General features: G+C 69.8%; 14 protein-coding genes. 8 read left to right on the top strand and 6 right to left on the bottom strand.

Going from position 1 to position 19,805, the window contains the following annotated elements:
• Positions 1 to 25: 25 nt before the first annotated feature.
• On the top strand, positions 26 to 985 hold the full coding sequence (locus ASD69_RS11210; RefSeq protein WP_162250645.1) for a hypothetical protein: 960 nt from the start codon (positions 26 to 28) through the stop codon (positions 983 to 985).
• Between the two features lie 164 nt (positions 986 to 1,149).
• Entirely contained in the window at positions 1,150 to 1,380 is a 231-nt protein-coding gene (locus ASD69_RS11205; RefSeq protein ID WP_056177826.1) for a hypothetical protein, read from the top strand.
• A 77-nt stretch (positions 1,381 to 1,457) separates the two neighbouring features.
• Here the strand turns inward: ASD69_RS11205 and ASD69_RS11200 are convergent, their stop codons facing one another.
• A complete protein-coding gene (locus tag ASD69_RS11200; RefSeq protein WP_056177824.1) occupies positions 1,458 to 2,096 on the bottom strand; it encodes a TIGR00645 family protein in 639 nt (212 codons plus the stop codon).
• A 190-nt stretch (positions 2,097 to 2,286) separates the two neighbouring features.
• On the opposite strand from ASD69_RS11200, the gene ASD69_RS11195 reads away from it, so the two are divergent.
• The 3 genes from ASD69_RS11195 to ASD69_RS22480 are packed head-to-tail and all read left to right on the top strand — an operon-like array spanning position 2,287 to position 6,070.
• Positions 2,287 to 2,982 (top strand): glutathione S-transferase N-terminal domain-containing protein, encoded by a 696-nt coding sequence (locus ASD69_RS11195; RefSeq protein ID WP_056177823.1) that lies wholly within the window; start codon positions 2,287 to 2,289, stop codon positions 2,980 to 2,982.
• A gap of 47 nt (positions 2,983 to 3,029) precedes the next feature.
• Complete coding sequence (locus ASD69_RS11190) at positions 3,030 to 5,225, top strand: S9 family peptidase (protein ID WP_056179834.1); 2,196 nt, start codon at positions 3,030 to 3,032, stop codon at positions 5,223 to 5,225.
• Positions 5,222 to 6,070 (top strand): transglutaminase-like domain-containing protein, encoded by an 849-nt coding sequence (locus ASD69_RS22480; RefSeq protein ID WP_056177821.1) that lies wholly within the window; start codon positions 5,222 to 5,224, stop codon positions 6,068 to 6,070. The genes ASD69_RS11190 and ASD69_RS22480 overlap by 4 nt, the downstream gene beginning before the upstream one ends.
• A 9-nt stretch (positions 6,071 to 6,079) precedes the next feature.
• Here the strand turns inward: ASD69_RS22480 and ASD69_RS11180 are convergent, their stop codons facing one another.
• Both ASD69_RS11180 and ASD69_RS11175 read right to left on the bottom strand, forming a co-directional pair.
• Positions 6,080 to 6,619 carry a hypothetical protein gene (locus tag ASD69_RS11180; RefSeq protein WP_056177819.1) on the bottom strand — a complete coding sequence of 180 codons (540 nt, stop codon included), beginning with the start codon at positions 6,617 to 6,619 and terminating at the stop codon, positions 6,080 to 6,082.
• A 40-nt stretch (positions 6,620 to 6,659) separates the two neighbouring features.
• Positions 6,660 to 7,202: a hypothetical protein gene (locus tag ASD69_RS11175; RefSeq protein ID WP_157499157.1), complete on the bottom strand. Its 543-nt coding sequence runs from the start codon at positions 7,200 to 7,202 to the stop codon at positions 6,660 to 6,662.
• 113 nt (positions 7,203 to 7,315) lie between these two features.
• Here ASD69_RS11175 and ASD69_RS11170 point away from each other — a divergent pair, with 113 nt between their 5' ends.
• Together ASD69_RS11170 and ASD69_RS11165 are read left to right on the top strand one after the other, a co-directional pair.
• Positions 7,316 to 7,831 (top strand): cytochrome c oxidase assembly factor Coa1 family protein, encoded by a 516-nt coding sequence (locus ASD69_RS11170; protein WP_056177815.1) that lies wholly within the window; start codon positions 7,316 to 7,318, stop codon positions 7,829 to 7,831.
• Between the two features lie 84 nt (positions 7,832 to 7,915).
• Positions 7,916 to 9,718, top strand: a complete 1,803-nt coding sequence (locus ASD69_RS11165; RefSeq protein WP_056177813.1) for a DUF885 domain-containing protein — start codon at positions 7,916 to 7,918, stop codon at positions 9,716 to 9,718.
• A 51-nt stretch (positions 9,719 to 9,769) separates the two neighbouring features.
• On the opposite strand, the gene ASD69_RS11160 is transcribed toward ASD69_RS11165, so the two are convergent.
• A complete protein-coding gene (locus ASD69_RS11160; RefSeq protein ID WP_157499156.1) occupies positions 9,770 to 15,457 on the bottom strand; it encodes an alpha-2-macroglobulin family protein in 5,688 nt (1,895 codons plus the stop codon).
• Between the two features lie 77 nt (positions 15,458 to 15,534).
• Positions 15,535 to 17,841 (bottom strand): serine hydrolase domain-containing protein, encoded by a 2,307-nt coding sequence (locus ASD69_RS11155; protein ID WP_157499155.1) that lies wholly within the window; start codon positions 17,839 to 17,841, stop codon positions 15,535 to 15,537.
• 172 nt (positions 17,842 to 18,013) lie between these two features.
• On the opposite strand from ASD69_RS11155, the gene ASD69_RS11150 reads away from it, so the two are divergent.
• Positions 18,014 to 18,757 (top strand): XRE family transcriptional regulator, encoded by a 744-nt coding sequence (locus ASD69_RS11150; RefSeq protein WP_082576430.1) that lies wholly within the window; start codon positions 18,014 to 18,016, stop codon positions 18,755 to 18,757.
• Positions 18,758 to 18,945: 188 nt separating this feature from the next.
• Here the strand turns inward: ASD69_RS11150 and ASD69_RS11145 are convergent, their stop codons facing one another.
• Positions 18,946 to 19,629 (bottom strand): YdcF family protein, encoded by a 684-nt coding sequence (locus ASD69_RS11145; protein ID WP_056177808.1) that lies wholly within the window; start codon positions 19,627 to 19,629, stop codon positions 18,946 to 18,948.
• Positions 19,630 to 19,805: the final 176 nt, after the last annotated feature.

Genomic DNA, 19,805 nt, shown 5'->3' with positions numbered 1-19,805 from the left:
TGGGTATCCAATGCGCATGCGCCTCATGCCCTGTCTGCTGCTGACCGTCTGCGCGCTGGCCCTGGCCGGCCCGCCCGCGCGCGCCGACGACGACGCGGGCGTCGCGCGCACCCTGCGCAGCGGCGGCGGCAATGCGCTGCAGGTACGCGTGGAGGGCGTGGCCGACCCGGAACGCGCGGCCTTGCTGCAAGCCTGGGTCGCCGAATGCGCGGACGCGGCCCTGACCGCGTTCGGGCGCTACCCGCTGCGCACGGCGCAGGTGCGGGTGCGCGAGATCGACAGCCGCGACCCCAGCCCGGTGCCTTGGGGCCAGACCCGGCGCGGCGATGGCGTGGCGGTGCTGCTGTTCGTGCGCCGCGACGCCAGCCTGGCCCAGCTGCGCGCCGACTGGACCGCGGTGCACGAGCTGTCGCACCTGTTTCATCCCTATCTGGGCCGCGAGGGCCGCTGGATGGCCGAAGGCCTGGCCAGCTATTACCAGAACGTGTTGCGCGCGCGTGCGGGCCTGCTCAGCCAGGACCAGGCCTGGCGCGCGCTGGACGCCGGTTTCGGCCGCGGCCGTCGGCTCGGCCCAGGCCCCGCCCTGGCCGAATTGGGGCGCGGCGGGACCATGCGCGTGTATTGGGCCGGCGCGGCGTATTGGCTGGAAGCGGACCTGGCCCTGCGCCGCGAGCGCGGACTGGACCTGGACACGGTGCTGTCGCGCTACGCCCGCTGTTGTCTGGACGCGACCGCGGACGACATGGATGCGGTATCGCCGCAGGACTTCGCGGCCGAGTTGGACCGCCTGGGCGGCGACGGCGTGTTCGCGCGGCTGTACCGGCGCTATGCGCGTTCGCGCGAGTTTCCGGATCTGAGCGCGGCCTACGCCGCGTTGGGCCTGGAGCCCGATGGCGGCAGCGGACTGGGCTATTCGCCGCGCGCCGATGCGCAAAAATTGCGCACTGCGATCATGGGCCCACGCGCGCGCAACGCGGCGCCTTGAACGCATCGACCCGGTTCGGCGCATGGGTGCGTCCGGCCCCGCCGAGGCCTGGATACCGATGATAGATTGCGACGGTGACGCGTTAGGCCATGGAATCGGCAGAGACGCCGCTGGCTGCCGGTACCCACCACTCGCATAGCGGCATCGGACAAGGAGTCTTACAGATGCACAAGATCTTGTTAGGCGCGACGATCGCGCTGATCGGCCTGGGAATGAGCTCCAGCGCGAACGCGTGGCCGCCGCCGACCGACACCTGCAACGCCTCCAACGCGGGTGCGCAAACCGCCACTCAATTCGGCTCCGGCTACATCGTCTGGGAATGCGACGGCAGCCAGTGGAATTTCATGCTGCAGTACGTCTGCGACTGGAACGGCAACAACTGCATACCGCTCTGATCCCGGGCGCCGGACGCAGAGGCGAGCGCCTCTGCGTCTTCCATCCCGTCGCGCGCCACTAGACGCGCCCGACAGGCTCAGTGCGCCGGCTTGGCCTTGGGCGCGTGCGCCATCAGCTTGTCGGTCATGGCGATGCCGATCGCCGAGACGATGAAGACCATGTGGATGATGGTCTGCCACATCACGCCGGTCGAGGTCGAGGTGGTGCACTTGGCCACCACGTCCTTCATGCCGGCGGCGACCGCGTCGGCGGCCGCACGGCTGGCGTTGATCGCCTCCAGCGTGTTGCACATCGGCAGGCCCAGGTCGCCTGCGGCGATGAAGGTCTTGAGCAGGTGGATCGAGGAGATGCCGATGATCGCCATCGCCAGCTTGACCTTGAGCACCGAGGCGTTGACGTGGCTCAGCCACTCCGGCTGGTCCGGGTGCCCTTCCAGGCGCAGGCGCGAAACGAAGGTTTCGTAGCCGCCCACGATCACCATCACCAGCAGGTTGGAGATCATCACCACGTCGATCAGGCCCAGCACGATCAGCATGATCCCCTGCTCGTTCAAGGTGTTGGCGCCGTGGATCAGGTGCCACAGTTCCTTGATGAACAAGAACACGTAGACGCCTTGGGCGACGATCAGGCCCAGGTACAACGGCAGCTGCAGCCAGCGCGAGCTGAAGATCAGCGCGGGCAGCGGATTGAGGCGTTCGGTACGCTCGACGGTCATGCGAGGGCCTGGCGGGCTGGTGTCAAAGGTCGTCCAGGGTAACGGCGCGCCCATGACCGCGCCAAGTCGGCGCCTGAACGAAGCGCGCCGCTTCAGGGCCCACGCGGCCGGAACGCGGCGTTCCCCGCCGGCCGGGACCGCCGCCCGGCGCTGCGCTTACACTCGCCCTTCGTCCCCGCTCGGCCCGCCCATGATCGACCTGTATTACTGGCCCACGCCCAACGGCCACAAGATCACCCTGTTGTTGGAAGAAGCCGGGCTGGACTACCGCATCCGCCCGGTCGACATCGGCGCCGGCGACCAGTTCAAGCCCGAATTCCTGGCGATTTCGCCCAACAACCGCATGCCCGCGATCGTCGACCACGCGCCCGCGGACGGCGGCGCGCCGATCAGCGTGTTCGAGTCCGGCGCGATCCTGCATTACCTGGCCGCCAAGATCGGCACATACCTGCCCGCCGAACCGCGCGGCCGGGTCGAGGTCGACGAGTGGCTGTTCTGGCAGGTCGGCGGCTACGGCCCCATGCTGGGCCAGAACCATCACTTCAACCGCTACGCGCCGGACAAGATTCCCTACGCGATCGAACGCTACGAGCGCGAAACCCAGCGCCTGTACGGCGTACTCGACCGCCGCCTGGCCGGGCGCGAGTACATCGCCGGCGACGCCCTCAGCATCGCCGATTTCGCCTGCCACCCCTGGGCGCATGCGCATGCCTGGCACTACATCGACCTGGCCGACTATCCCCAGGTCCAGCGCTGGCACGACGCCCTCGCCGCCCGCCCCGCGTTCCAGCGCGCGTATGCGTTGGAGCAAACCTACCGCCCGTCTCGCGAGATGACCGACGAGGCGCGCAAACACCTGTTCGGAACCCCGGCCCGCACCGCATGAACACTCCCTTCGCCCGCCGCGGCCTCGCCGCCTGCCTGTTGCTCGCCATGTCGCTCACCGCCATCCCCGCGCTATCGCAGAACGCTCCCGAAAAACTCACGCTGGAAGCCCTGGCCGGCGACGCCCCGCTGTCGGGCCCCAGCCTGACCAAGCCGCGCATCGCGCCCGACGGCAGCCGGGTCGGCTTCCTGCGCGGCAAGGAGCGCGACAAGAACCGCCTGGACCTGTGGGCCTACGACATCGCCAGCGGCAAATCCAAGCTGCTGGTCGATTCCGACGACGTGCTGCCGGGCGCGGAAGTGCTCAGCGACGCCGAGAAGGCGCGCCGCGAGCGCCAGCGCATCGCCGCGCTGTCGGGGATCGTCGATTACCAGTGGTCGCCCGACGCCAAGACCCTGCTGTTCCCGCTCGGCGGCGAGCTCTACCTCTACGACCTGAGCAAGACCGGCAAGGCCGCGGTGCGCAAGCTCACCCATGGCGAAGGTTTCGCCACCGATCCCAAGCTCTCGCCCAAGGGCGGTTACGTGAGTTTCGTGCGCGACCGCAACCTGTGGGTGATCGACCTGGCCGACGGCAAGGCCACCCAGCTGACCCGCGACGGCAGCGACACGATCGGCAACGGCATCGCCGAGTTCGTCGCCGACGAGGAAATGGACCGCCACACCGGCTACTGGTGGGCGCCGGACGATTCGGCGATCGCGTTCGCGCGCATCGACGAAAGCCCGGTGCCGGTGCAGAAGCGCTACGAGGTCTATCCCGACCGCACCGACGTGGTCGAGCAGCGCTATCCGGCCGCGGGCGACCGCAACGTGCTGATCCAGCTGGGCGTGATCGCGCCCAGCGGCGGCGCTGCGCGCTGGGTGGACCTGGGCAAGAACCCCGACATCTATCTGGCCCGCGTCGACTGGCGCGATCCGCGGCACCTGACTTTCCAGCGCCAATCGCGCGATCAGCACCTGCTGGAACTGATCGAGGCCGACCTGGACAGCGGCAAGCAGCGCACGCTGGTAACCGAGCGCGCCAAGACCTGGGTGCCGCTCAACAACGATCTGCATTTCCTCAAGGACGGCCGCATCCTGTGGAACAGCGAGCGCAGCGGCTATGAGCACCTTTATCTGCTGTCCGCCGACGGCCGCAAGGCCACCGCGCTGACCTCCGGCGACTGGCCGGTGGACAGCGTGCTGGCGGTGGACGAGGACGCCGGCCAGGTCTACTTCGCCGCCGGCAAGGACTCGCCGCTGGACGTGCAGATCTACCGCGTGGCCCTGAGCGGCGGCGCGATCGAACGCCTGTCCAAGACCGACGGCATCCACAGCGCCAGCTTCGCGCGCAACGCCAGCGTCTATGTCGACAACTGGTCCAACCCGCTGACTCCGCCGCAGTTGGAGCTGTACCGCAACGACGGCAGCCGCATCGCCGCGCTGATCGACAACGATCCCGCCGACGCCAGGCATCCCTATGCGCGCTACCGCCAGGCCCATCGCGAAATCGAGTTCGGCAGCCTGACCGCGGCCGACGGCAAGACCCGATTGCAATACAGCGTGCTCAAGCCTAGCGGCTTCGACCCGGCCAAGCGCTATCCGGTGGTGGTCAACGTCTACGGCGGTCCGGCCGCGCAGACGGTCAAGCGCACCTGGGCGCCCGACTTCAACCAGTACCTGGCCCAGCACGGCTATGTGGTGTTCTCGATCGACAACCGCGGCACGCCGCGCCGCGGCGCGGCCTTCGGCGGCGCGCTGTACGCCAAGCAGGGCACGGTGGAAGTCGCCGACCAGCTCAAGGGCGTGGCCTGGCTGAAGTCGCAGCCCTGGGTGGACGGCGAACGCATCGGCGTCTACGGCTGGTCCAACGGCGGCTACATGACCCTGATGCTGCTGGCCAAGGCCAGCGATGCCTACGCCTGCGGCGTCGCCGGCGCGCCGGTCACCGACTGGGCGCTGTACGACAGTCACTACACCGAGCGCTACATGGGCTTGCCCGACCAGAACGTCGCCGGCTATCGCGAAGCGCGCGTGCTCGAGCACATCGACGGGCTGAAGTCGCCGCTGCTGCTGATCCACGGCATGGCCGACGACAACGTGCTGTTCAGCAATTCCACCGTGCTGATGAGCGCGCTGCAGCAACGCGGCCAGCCCTTCGAACTGATGACCTACCCCGGCGCCAAACACGGCCTCAAGGGCAAGGACAATCTGCACCGGATGCGCATCACCGAAAACTTCTTCGCGCGCTGTCTGAAGCCGTGATCGCGGCCGCGCTACGCGCCTGGCGCGGGCCGCTGAGCGCGGCGGCCCTGCTGGCCTGCGCCGTCGCCCAGGCGCAGGCGCCGACGCTGGGCGCGAGCGAGTCGCAGGCGCGCGCGCTGATCCAGGCGCGCCTGGTCGCCTCGCCTTACAAGATGTCCGAGCGCGCGCGCAGCGGCCGCATCCGTTACGCACTCGCGTTCGAGCCCGCCCTGGTCTGGCCCTGGCCGGCCACCGGCGAACAACGCGTGCGCGTGCGCGATGCCGCCGCCGCGACCGCGCTGATCGACGTCTGCGCCGACTGCGGCGATGAAGCGGCGCCCGACCCGGCCGAACTGCGACGCTATCTCGCGCCCAACGCCTGGATCGACAGCGACCAGCGCAGCGTGCGTGCGTTCGCACGCCAGCACGCGCGCGGCCAGGGCGTCGAACGCCGTATGCAATCGCTGGTCAAGGCCGTGCAGCAGCACATGAACGGCCCTATCGCTTACCGCGATTATCTCAGCGCCTCGCAGGCGCTGGCCTCGCGCGGCGGCGACTGCACCGAGTTCGCCGTGCTGCTGGCCGCGCTAGGGCGCGCGCAAGGCATCCCGACCCGCGTCGCCTACGGCGTCGCGTACGCCAGCCGCTTCACCGGCCAAAGCCATGTGTTCGGTCCGCACGTGTGGGTGCAGGCCTGGGACGGCCGGCGCTGGATCAGCTACGACGCCGGCCTGGGCCGTTTCGACAGCGGCCATATCGCCTTGCGCATCGGCGACGGCCTGCCCGAGGACGGCGCCGGCGTGTTGGCGGCGATCGGCCGCCTCAAGGTGATCGAAGCCAGCGGCGTGATCGAAGACGCGCGCTGAGCGCGGCATTCAACGCTCGGGGCGCGCGACGCTCTCGTCGTCGAGATCGGCCAACGCCGAAGCGCCATCCAGATGGGCGGCATCGCGCATCGGCAGTTCGGGCAAGTCGCTGTCGTCGACCCATTGCGCGTCTTGCGGATCGCTGACGCCGCCGCCGGTGATGGTGACGAAATCGAGCTCGGTCGACTCGCATTCAACGGCGTCGGCGGCCGGCAGCAAAGGCGTGGCGGCGACCGGCGTGGCGGCGGGCTCGGTCGCGGCCGGCGCCAACAGCGACGGCGGATCGGCCGCGAACGCGCCGCCCGACACCAGGGTCGCGGCGATCGCGAGGCCGAAACCGGCGCCGCGGCGCGCGGGCGCCGGTCTGGGCACCCGGTAGGACACGCAGATCGGCCCGGAGGCGGCCTGCAGCAAGGCGCGTTGCTCCGCCTCGCTCAAGCCGTCCAGGGCGTGCACCTGGGTCTTGCAGTGGCCGCAGTAGCCGTTCAAGCGGCGCAGTTCGTCGATGCCGAGCGGACAAGGCTGGTCGATCTTGGGTACCAGGGCCATGGCGAGCGTTCCTGCGAGGGTGGGATACCGTCGTTAACGGCTAACGCGTGGAATCGGGGTTTGCGTTGGGTTCAACGGCGCCGGCGCGATCTAGCCCGGCCATCCCGTCGTCCAGCGCGGCGGCCTCGCGCATCGGCAGTTCGGGCAGGTCGCTGTCGTCGACCCAGTGCGCGTCGGCTGGGTCGTTGACCCCGCCCACCATTTCGATTCTCTCGATACTCGTGACCTCAGCTTCATCGGCGCAGTCCTTCGTCTCGTCCTGCGGCACCAGCAACACCGGCGGTCCCTTCACGGGCGAGATCAGCGACGTAGGCGAGTCGGCGGCGAACGCGCCGCCCGAGACCAGGGTCGCCGCGATCGCGATACCGAAGCCCGCGCTGCGCCGGGTCGCACGCGGGCGTTCGGCGCGGTAGGCCACGCAGATCGGCCCGTCGGCGGCGCTCAGCAGCGCACGCCGTTCGCCATCGCTCAAGGCATCCAGGCGATGCACCTGCTTGTCGCAGCGCCCGCAATGCCCGTCCAGCCGGCGTTGTTCGTCGATCCCCAACGGACACGGCGAGTCGATCTTCGGTACCTGAGCCATGGCATCCCCCTCTTTTCCTGCGTTTTACCACGGCGCCAGCGCCCCGGCGCACCGCCTTGGCGCGAAGCCCGCGACTGCGGATACTGCGTCCATACGCACGAGGGAACGCCCGCATGTCCATCGCTCCGCCGCCCCTGCCCAAGCGCGATTGGGCGCAACGCAATCGTCTGTGGCTGCTGCCGCTGCTGGCGGTGCTGTGCCTGGTGGTACCGCTGGCCATCGCCGGCGGCGTGTTCTCGATGATCATGAAGGACATGAAATCCCACCCTGCCTACGTCGAAGCGGTGACGCGGGCGCGCAACGATCCCCAGGTCGCCGCCGCGTTGGGCAAGCCGATCGAGACCGGCATGTTCGTGATGGGTAGCGTCAGCGGCAAGGACGAAGGCCATGCCTATCTCGAAATCCCCCTGGTCGGCGCCAAGGCCGAAGCCAAGCTGACGGTGGCGGCGCTCAACGAGGGCAAGGGCTGGGAGTACGCGACCATGCTGGTGCGGCTGGCGGACGGACGCGAGATTTCGCTGATCCCGACCACCGCGCCGGCCCTGGACGAGTCGTCCGACCCGCCCTGCTGCGACCGGCCTGCGTCCGATGCCGACGATTCCGAGGCTTCCGACGTCGACGACGCCTGATTCGCGGTACGTGACCTACGGCGCATGCCCGCGCCGGGCTTGGGGCCTATGGTCGGCGGACCTCCCACCGGCCCTCCGTCGCCCATGAAGACCCTCGCTCTCGCGATTTCCCTGGCGCTGCTCGCGCCGACCGCCGCGCTCGCCGCGCAGGCGGCCGCCAAACCCGCCGCTGCCGCCACCAAGCCGGTACCTGCCTGGGTCACCACCAGCAACGGCTACGCCCAGATCCTGCTCAAGGCGCAAGGCGAGTTCGCGCCGGAGCAGATGTCGTTCTTCGGCGTGCCCGGCTTCGACGAGCGCGTCGCCGACCTCAAGCCCGACACCGGCGCGCGCTACCGCGCCACCATCGCCAAGGCGCGCGACGAACTGCGCGGCAAGCTCCAGCTCGAGCGCAACCCGGACGTGCGCCAGGACCTGGAGATCATGATCGCCGCCGCCGACCAGAGCATCGCCGGCAGCGAGCTCAACGAACGCCTGACCCTGCCGTGGAACGACGCCCCGCAGATGGTGTTCCAGGGCATGCAGGGCCTGCTGTCCGACCAGACCCCGCCGGAGCGTCGCGCACGCGCGCTGGCGCGCCTGAAGAACTACGTCGGCCAGGGCGCCGATGCCACGCCGATCACCGTGCTCGCGCGCCAGCGCTACGAAGAGCGCGCGACCGATGCCGCCAAGTTGCGTCCGACCAAGCTTGAGGTCGAGCAGGCGCTGGGCAACGTCGAGACCTACGCGGCCGGCATCCGCAAGCTGTTCGAGAAGTACAAGATCGCCGACGCCGAGCCGGCGCTGAAGGCGATGGAGCAGCAATTCAAGGATTACGCGACCTGGGCGCGCGCCACGGTGCTGCCGCAGGCGCGCACCGACAACCGCCTGCCGCCCGAGCTGTACGCGTTCGGGCTCAAGCAGTACGGCATCGACGTCGACCCGCAGCTGCTGATCCGCCGCGCCCAGGTCGAGTTCATGGAAACCCGCGCGGCGATGCGCCAGCTCGCGCCGCTGGTCGCCCAGGCCAAGGGCATCACCGGCATCGACAGCCACGACTACGTCGCCGTCATCAATGCGCTGAAGAAGAACAGCATCCCCAACGATCAGTTGGAAGCGCGCTACCGCACGGTGATCGACGCGATCGATCCGATCATCCGCAAGGAAAAGATCGTCGACGTGCCGCAGCGCCCGATGGTGATGCGCCTGGGCAGCGAGGCCGAATCGGCGGCGCAGCCGGCGCCGCACTTCCTGCCGGCGCCGCTGATCGGCAACACCGGCCAGCAGGGCCAGTTCGTATTGCCGATCGCCGTTCCGAATCCCGACGGCAGCACCCTGCACTACGACGATTTCAACTTCGACTCCGTTGCCTGGACCCTGTCGGCGCACGAGGGCCGCCCCGGCCACGAACTGCAGTTCACCGCCATGGTCGAACGCGGCATCTCGCTGGCGCGCACCATGTTCGCGTTCAACTCGGTCAACGTCGAAGGCTGGGCGCTGTACGCCGAAGCCGAGATGGTGCCGTACGAGCCGTTGGACGGTCAGCTGATCGCGCTGCAGTTCCGCCTGATGCGCGCCGCGCGCGCGATGCTGGACCCCATGCTCAACCTGGGCCTGACCGACCGCGAAAGCGCGGGCAAGGTGCTGCGCGAGCAGGTCGGCCTGTCGCCGGCGATGACCAAGCAGGAACTGGACCGCTACACCTTCAACGCACCCGGTCAGGCCGGCAGCTACTTCTACGGCTACAGCCGCATCCTCGAGCTGCGCATGGAAACCGAGCTGGCGCTGGGCGACAAGTTCGACCGCCTGGCGTTCAACAACTTCCTGCTCGACCAGGGCCTGCTGCCGCCGGACCAGCTGGCCAAGGCGGTGCGCGAGAACTTCGTGCCGGCGCAACGCAAGCGCTGATCGGCCGCGATGCGCAGGCCGCGGGAGCCCGTCTCCCGCGGCCTGTTTTTTTCAGGGCCGCGCGCGCTCGGCGGCCGGCGCCAGGATATGCAGGCGCGCCGACGCGGTGCGCGCGTGGCTGGCCTTGCCGTACATCAGTTCCACCCGCGCCGGCGCGGCCAGATAGTCGCCGCCGTTGCCGGCCAGCGCGAAGTAATGCAGCTCGTGGCGCCCGGGCGGCAGGTATTCGGCGTAGAAGCGCGGACTGCGCGCGTCCAGCCGGCGCGTGTTGAACCAGTAAGTGCCCGGATCGGACACGCGCTTGAGGTCCAGGCCGGCGACGCCGTTCAAGCTCAGATCGGTGGGACGCAGACCACCGGGCGCGTCGTCGGTGATGGCGACGAAGTGGCGCGTCGCGCCGTTGTGCACGACTAGACTGACGCGCAGCCAGTCTCCGACGCGCACCTCGGTCTTCGCGACCGGGATCCAGCGTCCGTCGCGCAGCACCGCGTAGCTGCGTTCGATCGCCAGCCCGACCGCGCTAGCCTGGGCGTGGCGCGCGTCTTCGCGATAATCGACCTCGGCGAAATAGGCCACCGGTGCGGCGCCCGGCCGCCCCGGTTCGATCCTCAGCGTGCCGACGGCAGCCGCCTGCGGCCGCCACTGCGTCAGAGCCTCGCCGGGCGCCAGACGAAGCTCGCTGCGTTCGGCGCCCAATGCGACCTGGGCCGCGTAGGGCTCGCTGGCCTTGGCGACGGCATCGTCGCGCAAGGCCGCCAGGCAGACCGCGCCGCTCTGAGTATCGATGCGTTCCTCGCCGCCTGCGTACAGGTCGGTGAGGCCGGCGATCAGTTCCCGGCGCGCGCTCGCGTTGGCCAGGTCCGGGTACTCGCGCAACAGATCGATCAGCGCGCACTGCTCGCGCAAGTCGGAACTCATCCAGCGCTCGTAATCCGTGCCCGCCGACAGCACCCGCGACGGCCCGCGCGCGGGCGCGCGCGCCAGCAGCTCTTTCACCCCTAAACGCGCGCGTTCGTCGCCCAGCTGCGCCGAGCCGCGCGTCAGCGCGATCTGCGCGGGCAGGGACAGGCGCTGCCACTGCTTCCAGAAGGGCGTCAGCGCATCGGCGTCGGCCACGCCTTGCGCGCCCAGCGCGAGCGCCGCGCGGTTCAACGACTCGATCTGTTCCTCGGTACGCGCGTCCAGCGCCCGCACCGCGGCATGGCTGCGCAGGAAACCGGCGGCGCGGTCGCGCAAGGTCGCAGGCACCGGCTGGCCCAGGCTATGCAGCAGCTGCAGGGCCTCGGCGGTGTAAGCGGTCAGCGCGATCTGCGGCTGCTCGCGCGGATCGCGTTGGAAATCCAAGCCGTAGTCGTTGCCATCGTCGGTGAAGTAGCGAAAACCGCCGTCGTCCCTCTGGAACACCGCGGCGTTGTCCAACGCCTCGCGCACCGCCGCTTTGGCGCCCGGCCACTGCGCACCGCCGTCGCGTTGCAAGGCCAGTGCGGCCGCGACCGCGCGGCTGAGAATCTGCTCCCAGCAGCGATGCGGATAGTCGCGCAGGTCCGCGGTCCAGCGATCCACCAGGGCGCCGCTGCCGCGCTGCAAGCTCAACTGCAATGTCGGATCCAACGCGCTGGCGGGCAGCGCGGGCAATGCCAGGGTCATGATGCCCTCGCCTAGCCAACCGGCTTGCCGGCGCCGCGCCGCGATGTAGGGCGAGGCGACCTCGATCGGCGCCGCGACCGCGTCGCGATCGGCGCCGGCCTCTACCGCGGCGGTGGCGAGCATGCTGCCGACGGCGTCGGCGAGGAGCTCGCTGGAATACCCGGTCTGCCCGCGTGGCGCCAGTTCCAGCTTGCCTTCGCTGCGCGTGGCCGCGCTGCCCTCGGTCTGCAGTACGGTACGCACGTCGATCGCGCGTTCGCCGCTCTGGCGTGCGTTCGCGGCCAGACGCGCGCGATCGCCCGGATACAGGCGCGTAGGCGTCTGCAAGCGCACCTCCAGCGGCAGCCCGACCTCGAGCGTGGCCTCGCTCATGCCGAAATCCTCGTCGGCGCCATTGCTCCAGGCCACCGCGCGCCAGCGGGCCAGGTTGTCGGGCAGCTTCAGTTGGATCCGGCGCGTCTCGCCGGCTGCCAGACGCAGCCCCGGCATCCATGCGGCGGTATCGGCGAACTGTGTGCGCACGCGCGCCAGCGCCGCCAGACCATGCCGGGCGTCGCGCGGCCGCGCGGGCGCGTCGAGTCGTCCCACTCCCCCGTAGAAAATGTCCTTCAGATCGATGCGCGAACCGGTCACCTCGATCCGGTCCAGCGTCGTCCCGGTTTCGACGTCGGCGCGCTTGATGCGCGATGCGGTGACTTCGATGCGATCCAGGGCGATCGCATCGCCGTCGACCGTGGTTCCCGGCCACGGCAGTTGCAATCGCCACGGCCCACGGACCCAGCCCTGGAAGGAGCTATCGCGCAGTCTGCCGTGGTGGCCGACCCCACCCAGCCATTGCTGGCCCTGGGGATCGAACAAGGCCCACTCCTCGCCCGCCAGGGCGCGCAAGGCATCGTCCAGCACCGTCAAAGTCACCTCGCGTGCCTGGCCGCTGCGGTTGCGCACCAGCAACGTCACCGTATCGCCGGGGCGAGCGGAGACCGCGTCGAAGCGCAGCTCCAGCGGTGGCGCCGACGGTGCGGGCGCCGGCAGTTCGATCCGCAGCTCGGCATGGCTGCGCGCCGGCGGGCGGCGGAAGCCGTCCGCATCCAAAGGTTCGGAAGCCGGCGTCGCATCGAGCACGTAGGCCGACACGTCCACGCCCTCCCGAGCCCGATCGCCCAGCTCGATATCGAAGCTTACCGCCGGTTCGGTCACCATTTTGATGCGATGTCCGATCAAGCGATCCGCATCGCGCGTCAGCAGCAGCACCTGCGCTCGCGCATACGGCTGCATCAGTTGCACACGCGCCGTCGTATCGCCCGCCTCGGGGTTCCGCAGCAGTCGCAAACTGGGTTCTTTAGGCGCTCCTTCGGCGCCGCTCCATCCGCTCCATACGTAACGGGTGAGTGTCGCCGGCGCCGCCGTGCCGCTGCGCGCAAGCAGACGGTACTCGCCGGATTTCGCATGCGGAAAGTCGCAAGGCGTCAGCCTGCGCACCGTCAGCACGCAGCGCTGCAGCACCGTCGCGTCGTCATCGGCGTGTCGCACCTCGACTTCGACCGAGGCATCCGCGATTTCGCGTCCCTCGGCATCGATCACCACCGCTTCCAGCTGCGGCGTCCGATCGCGCTCCAGCGCCCAGGCCGGCTCGGTGCGTAGCCCGACGTAGCGCGGATAACGCGCATAGCGCGCCTGCACCGCATTGCTGGAGGTACCGTCGCGCTCGCTGGGGATCACCGCGGCGATGACTTGCAGACGGCCGAACGCGGGCAGTTTGTCGGTGTCCGGATCCCTGAGCGTGAACGCGACCGGCAGGCTCAGGCGCAGCTGCCCTTCACCGTTGGTGCGCCCCAGCTCGCCGCGATCTCCCTGCAAGGGAATCCCGCTCTCCGCGGCGGGGGTACGCACGTCGACAAACTCGTAGTCGCGGTACTGCGGGTAGGCCTGATCGAGCGGCAAGCCGGTCAGCATGCCGGACACTTCCGCGACTTTCGCGGCCACGGCCGGACCGCCCGAATAGAAGCCCGCGCTCAGGTCGATCTCGAAACGGTCGCCATCGCGCAGCAAGCGATCCGGCGCGCTGGCTTGCGCCCACAGGTCCTGGCCTCGGTAGGTGCCGACGAAGAAACAGGTGCCCTGGGTGTCGCCGCGCTCGGCAATGCCGATGCAGTAGCTATCGTCCGGCAGATGCGCCGGGAGTACGAGTTCGCCCTGCAAGGCGCCGCTGTCGTCGGCGACGACGTCCCATTCCAGCACGTTCCTTTCAAACGGGCCGACCAGGCCCAGGCGCTGCTGCAAGCCGCGCGCGCCGCTCTTCATGCGCGTGCCGTGCAACTCGCGCTGCCAAATCCGATAGCGCACGGTCTCGCCGGCGCGATACAGCGGCTTGTCGGCGACCCCCCAGAATCGACGCGCGTAGGGGCGGCCCAGCTCAAACTGCCAATCGTTCTCGCCCAGCGGCAATACGGCACGCGCCGCGCGCTGGCCACGGCCGTCCGTGGCGCGCAACCACCATGCCGCGGGCGCCTGGTTGCGGGAGTGCCGGCCCGGCTCCGGCAGGGCCAGGTCCGGCGGCAGCTGCAGCGCGACCGTGCCGTCGACGGCGGTGATTCCACGGGCCACTACCCGCGGCGGCACGGCGTCGGCATCGCGCAGCAACAGCTCGACCGTCGCCCCGGCGACGGCGCCGCCTCCGTTCCAATCGCTGGCCCAGGCCAGTACCTCGCGGCGGCCGGCGACGACGAACAGATCGAACGCGGGCGCGGCGAATTCCAGCGCCTCGTTCGGCTTGACCCACCATTGCAACCAGCCGTCGCCGTCCAGGACCTGGGCGACGACCGCAGGCGGCTTCACCGCGGCCGGGCCCAGCGAGCTCATGGATACCGTCGCGATTTCTGCGCGGGGCCGATCCGACAGGCCGATCACCTCGGTTTTGAGGCGCTCCACGCCGACGGCGTGCAGCAAGGCAGGCGGGTGCCGACCATCGGCGATCAATCCGCGTTCGTGCGCCGATCGCAGCGCAGGCCGGTAATCGCGCGTGCGGATTCGCAAAGTCACCGGCGCCACCGCGCTGCCGTCGGCCATGGACCGCAATGCATCGTCCAGAATAAGGCTGCGTTCGACTTGGGCCGCGTCGACGCTCAGGTCCAAAGCCTGACTCGGCGCGCGCTTGGGGCCGTCCTTGTCTGGCCCGAAACGCGGTTCGGAGTAACTGTGAAGATCGTAGGGCCGATTGAGGACCTTCACTTCAGCCGGCAGCTTGGCCGCCCATGCCGCCGCGTCCTCGCGCAAACGGTGCGAGAACACCATCTGCACTTTTTCGCCAGGCAAGCATTCGATCGCGAGCGCACCGTCGACCGGAACGACCTTGTGGGTCGCGTCGCGCCCGTCGCACACCACGCCGCGCAGGCGAAAGCGCTCATTGACGACCAGGTCGGCCAGCTTGCCGGAAGCGATGCTCCGCAACGGACCCTCGCTACCGCGCAGGCCCGGGCGTTGCGACAACACCACGCGTGCGTCCGGCTGCGCAACGGTCGACAGATCAAAGGCGAAACGCGAGCCGGCCTGCCACGCCCACGACGGCGGCAGAGACTTCAATGCGGGCAGCGGCATATCGCGCCCATCTACCGTCAGCGTCAGAACATCGGCGACCTGCGCCATGGTGCTCTTGGCGCTGGTGGACAATTCGATCGTGGGGACGCCGTTTTTCCAGTCCCTCACCTCAGCCGACAAATCCGGCCGCAGGTATTCCAGTTTCAAGGTTTGGGCGGGAACGGCGGCGCCGTCGCCGGTACGCAGGCCTGCGCCTAGCCGTATCGCGTACTCGGTGGCGGTCGCCGGATGACGACCCTCGCCGTAGCGGCATAGGATCCTGAGGTCGTCGCTCCATGCGCACTGCAAGGGCAACGCGGGCTCGATGCGAATCTGGTCGGCGGCGATGCTGTTGTCCCAGACCCGCATCGGGCGGTCGAACGCGATGGTCAGGGAGTCGAGATTCATGTCGGCTTCGACCTGAACGCCCTCTGCGGTCGCGGCCTGCGCCGGCGCCGTCAGCGCCATCGCGCACAGCGCCGCCGTCAGCCATCCCTTGAGCTCATCGCATGCACGCATGACCGTCCCCCAGTCCTTTCGGCATCATGAACAGCAACGTCCGAACTTGCCAACCGGGGTTGCGGCGACGAACACCCTCAATAGTTCAAGGTGAGCGTCAGCACATGCAAGGCGAACACGAAGCCGACCAGGATCGTGCAGGCCAGCGCGATCAGGCTGGCGCCGAGGCGATGCCAGCGGTCGCGCGGCGCGCGCCAGACCTGGATTGCGTTCGCGATCGCGAGCGCGGCGATCGGCAGCGACAGCAGGGCGAGGCACTGGGCGAGGCGGATCCAGCCGTCCAGGCCGCCGTCCAGCAAGGCGATGTCGGCGTCGGCGCGCGCCAGCAGCCATAGCCACATACCGGCCATGGCCAGGTTCGAAAGCAGGCCCAGCCGCGTCGCCAGGCGCAGACGGCGCGCGCGGCGATCCAGGACCAGGCGCCGGCCGTAGTGACGCCGCACCAGGGCCGCCACCGGCCACAGCGACAGCATCAGCGCGTGCAGCGCCAACACGGCCAACAACAAGGGCAGCGACCAGCCCGCCGAACGCCAGGCCGGCACCGGCTGCAGCCACACCGCCGGCGGATGCGCGTCGCTGGCGACCGCGACCACCCGGCCGCGATCCAGCTTCGCCGCCAACAGCGCGTCGCCGTCGATCTCGCGCCAGACGTAGGGTCGCACCTCGCGCCAACGCCGCGGCTTGTCGTCCGCGCCGCGCAGCGACGAGACCGTGAGGCTGCCGTCGGCGTGCAGCGCTATCTTGGTCTGCGACAGGTAACGCGCGAGCACGAAGACGTTGTCGAACGAGGCGCGGCTGCTTTCGTAACGGCCGACCAGTTGGCGGCCGTGGGTCGCGGCGCTGGCCAGGGTCGGCTCGGGTTTGCCCGCGCGCGGGAAATAACGCTGCTTGAAACCGCGCACCACTTCGCGGCGCAGCGCCGCCGCGCTCGCGGTGGGCCCGTCCACCGATACGAACAGGCCGACCTGCGACTGCGGGAACAGCAGCAAGCTGCTTTGGAAAGCCTCGGTGGCGCCGTCGTGGCCGATCGTGAGCACGCCGTTGTGATCGTTGCGGAAATAGCCCAGAGCCATCGCGTTCAAGGCCGGGAACGCGCGATACGCCGGCGCGTGCATGCGACGCGCGGTGTCGGGCTGCAGCAGCACCGCCTCGCCCAATCGGCCTTCGCCCAGCTGCATCAGCATGAAGCGCGCCATGTCCTCGGCCGAGGCCGACAGGCCGCCGGCGGGCGCCGGATTGACCAGTTCGAACGCGTGCGGCGGCGCGCCGCGTCCGTCGCGGTAGGCGCCGGCCAGGTCCGCCGCCAGCGCCTTGGGCAGCGGCTGACGGAAGCTGGCGCGGTACATGCCCAGGGGCCGCAGTATTTCGGCCTCGATGTAATCCTCGTAGCGCTGACGGGTCACGCGCTCGACCACATAACCGGCCAGCGCGGCGCCGTAGTTGGAATAGGCCGGCACTTCGCCGGGCGCGAACACGCGCTCGGGCTGCACCGACTTGAGATAGCGCGCGTTGCCGCGCAGGGTGCGGGCGTCGGCCGCGAACAGATGCTTCAGCGATTCCTCGAAACCGGCGGTGTGCGTCATCAGCTGGCGCATGGTCGCCGGCCGGCCGCGGTAAGGCGGAATCTTGAAATCCAGGTAGCGGTTGAGGTCGGCGTCCAGGTCGATGCGGCCGCGTTCGACCTGCTGCATCACCGCGGTCCAGGTGAACAGTTTGGACACCGAGCCCGGGCGGAACAGGGTGCGCGCCGGATCGACCGGGGTGCGGCGCGCGACATCGGCGTAGCCGTAGCCCTTGCTCAACAGCAGGCGACCGTCCTTGACCACGGACAGGGTCACGCCGGCGATGTCGCTGCGCGCGAGCGCGCTGCCGATCACACCGTCGAAATAGGCCAGGGCGTCGGCGGCCTCCAGTTGCGGCGCGGCATCGGCTTGCAGCGCGATCGCGGCGCCGGGCGCGAACGCGGCCGGATCCGGCAGGAACTCGGGCAAGGCGATCGCCGGCGCCTCGTCCTGGACGGGCGTGACCGCGAGCGCCGCGGCGCCGTCTTGGGCGCCGGCCGGATCGGCGCCGGCGGGCTCGGGCGCGGCGGGCGGCGCGAGCGGAATCACGTCGGTACTGGAGCTGCGGCTGGGCGCCACGCCGGGACGCGGGGTCTCCTGCTCGAACACGACCGCAGCGGGATCGGCCGCGGCCGGCACCGGCTCGGCGGGCACGGACGCGTCCGCCGGCGGCGCGACGCCGGTCTGCGGCGACGCGGCGGGCGCGGCGGCGGCCGGCGGGGCCGCCAGCGCCGGCGGCGGCCGCAGTCCGGCGGTCGCCAGCACCAGTACGAGCGAACACAGGCCGACCCGGCCCATCAGCGACTGCAGCGATTTGGACACCACGACTCCCCCTGTGCGGCCGACGCGATCGGCGGCGCGCCACATCCTAAGCGCCAGGACCCGTCGCGACCGGGATTGCGGTAGGATTTTGCCATTACGGACAAACGTTTTCTAAAAAGGACCACTCCATGATCGCTTGGCAGGCCTCTCGTCTAGGCCCTAAAGTTCGACCATGACCTCGAACACACGCGCAGTGCGCCCCAAGCGTGACCCGAAAGGCAGCGTCTCCGGCATCGCCTCGCAACCGGGCGACACGCTGCGCGCCTTGCGTACCCAGCGCGGCTGGACCTTGTCGGAACTCAGCGATCGCACCGGACTGCCGATCTCGACCCTATCCAAGGTCGAGAACAACCGCATGTCGCTGACCTACGACAAGCTGACCCGCATCAGCCGCGGGCTGGAGATCGATATCGCCGACCTGTTCGGCTCGTCCTCGCAAGCCGCGGCGCCGCAGCAGGTGCCGACCGGACGGCGCAGCATCACCCGCGCCAACGAAGGCTATGCGATCGACACCGACAACTACGGCCAGCGTTTTCCGGCCTCGGAGCTGCGCCAGAAGCGCTTCACCCCGATCGTGGCCGAGATCCGCGCGCGTTCGCTGCAGGAGTTCGGCGAACTGATCCGCCACCCGGGCGAGGAATTCGCGCTGGTGCTGGAAGGTTCGCTGGAGCTGCACACCGATCTGTATGCGCCCGCGCGTCTGGAAGTGGGCGACTCGATCTATTTCGACAGCAACATGGGCCACGCCTACATCGCGGTCGGCGATGCGACCTGCCGGGTGCTGTCGGTGTGCACCGAATCCGAACCGCCCGAAAGCCTGCGCGCGAGCTATCAGGCCGGCGCGAACTCCGCGCGCGGCGCGACCGCTCCCGCCGCAAGCCGCCCCGCCCCGCCCCGGCGCCGCGCCGCCGGCTGAACCGGCGCGCTCGCGCACGCCGCCACAAGCCGATTCGCGCTGGAAAACAGCGCCGGATCGCGCGCGCACCGGCGTTGCGCCGGGACGCTTTCTTGATCGGAAAACAGCCGCCGTAGCGTAAATCCGCGCCGCGCCCCCCTACCTGCCAGGGCGCGACCGCCTCCGCAAAAACGCCGACGCGGCCGGGTTCAGCTCACCCGCGACAGCATGCGGCGATGGCCGATCAGGCGCGCCCAGCGCGCGCCGATGTCGCTCATGCACACGTAGGCCGCTTCGCCGGCCAGGCGCAGCAGCATGCGCGGGCCCAGCTGCAGCCGCGGTTCGGCCGCGCACAGCTCCCAATCGAAACCCAGCTGACGGGCGAACAGGGCGCAGCGCGCGAGGTGATAGCGGCTGCTGAGCAGGGTCACGCGCGAGCGCATGCCATCGCCCAGCAGATGGCGGGCGTTGCGCAGGTTCTGCAGGGTGTCGCGCGATTCGGCTTCCAGGCGCAAGGGCGCATCCGGCGACAAACCGCGCGCGAACAGGCCGCCGCGCGCGACCTCGGCTTCGCTGGGCTCGTCCGGCGCGCCGCCGCCCAACAGCACCACGCTGGCCGGCGGACGCGCGCGCCACAGCGACACCGCGCGGTCCAGGCGCGCTTCGAAATCGCGGTCGATGCGCCCGCGCGGCGCGTGCTTGCCGAACAGCAGCACGCATTCGCCGCGCTCGGGCTGGCAAGGCGCGTTGCGCGCCACCCGCAGCACGTGCACGAAGTAGCCGACATAGACCAGGCCCGCGCTCAGGGCGCATACCGTGGCGGCGACCGCGCAGGCGTGCAGCACGTCGCGATCGCCGAACAAGGCAAGGCGGTGGGCGGTACGGCTGGACATGCGCGCAGGCGGACGGAATGGCGGTGGGATGCGCAGTCTACGCCTGCGCCAGCGCCGCGCCGCATGCCGCGGGCCCGCCCTGGCGCAAGCGACAGCAAGCTGAACGCCGCGGCCTAATCGCTCCACGCCGCGCTGGCTATACTCCGGCCTCGTCTCGCCCGGAGTCCTGCGTGTCG

The sequence above is a fragment of the Lysobacter sp. Root604 genome (assembly GCF_001427505.1).
Taxonomy (GTDB): domain Bacteria; phylum Pseudomonadota; class Gammaproteobacteria; order Xanthomonadales; family Xanthomonadaceae; genus Lysobacter.
Note: the sequence above shows the minus strand (reverse complement) of the source record. Positions and strands in the feature narration are given on the sequence as shown.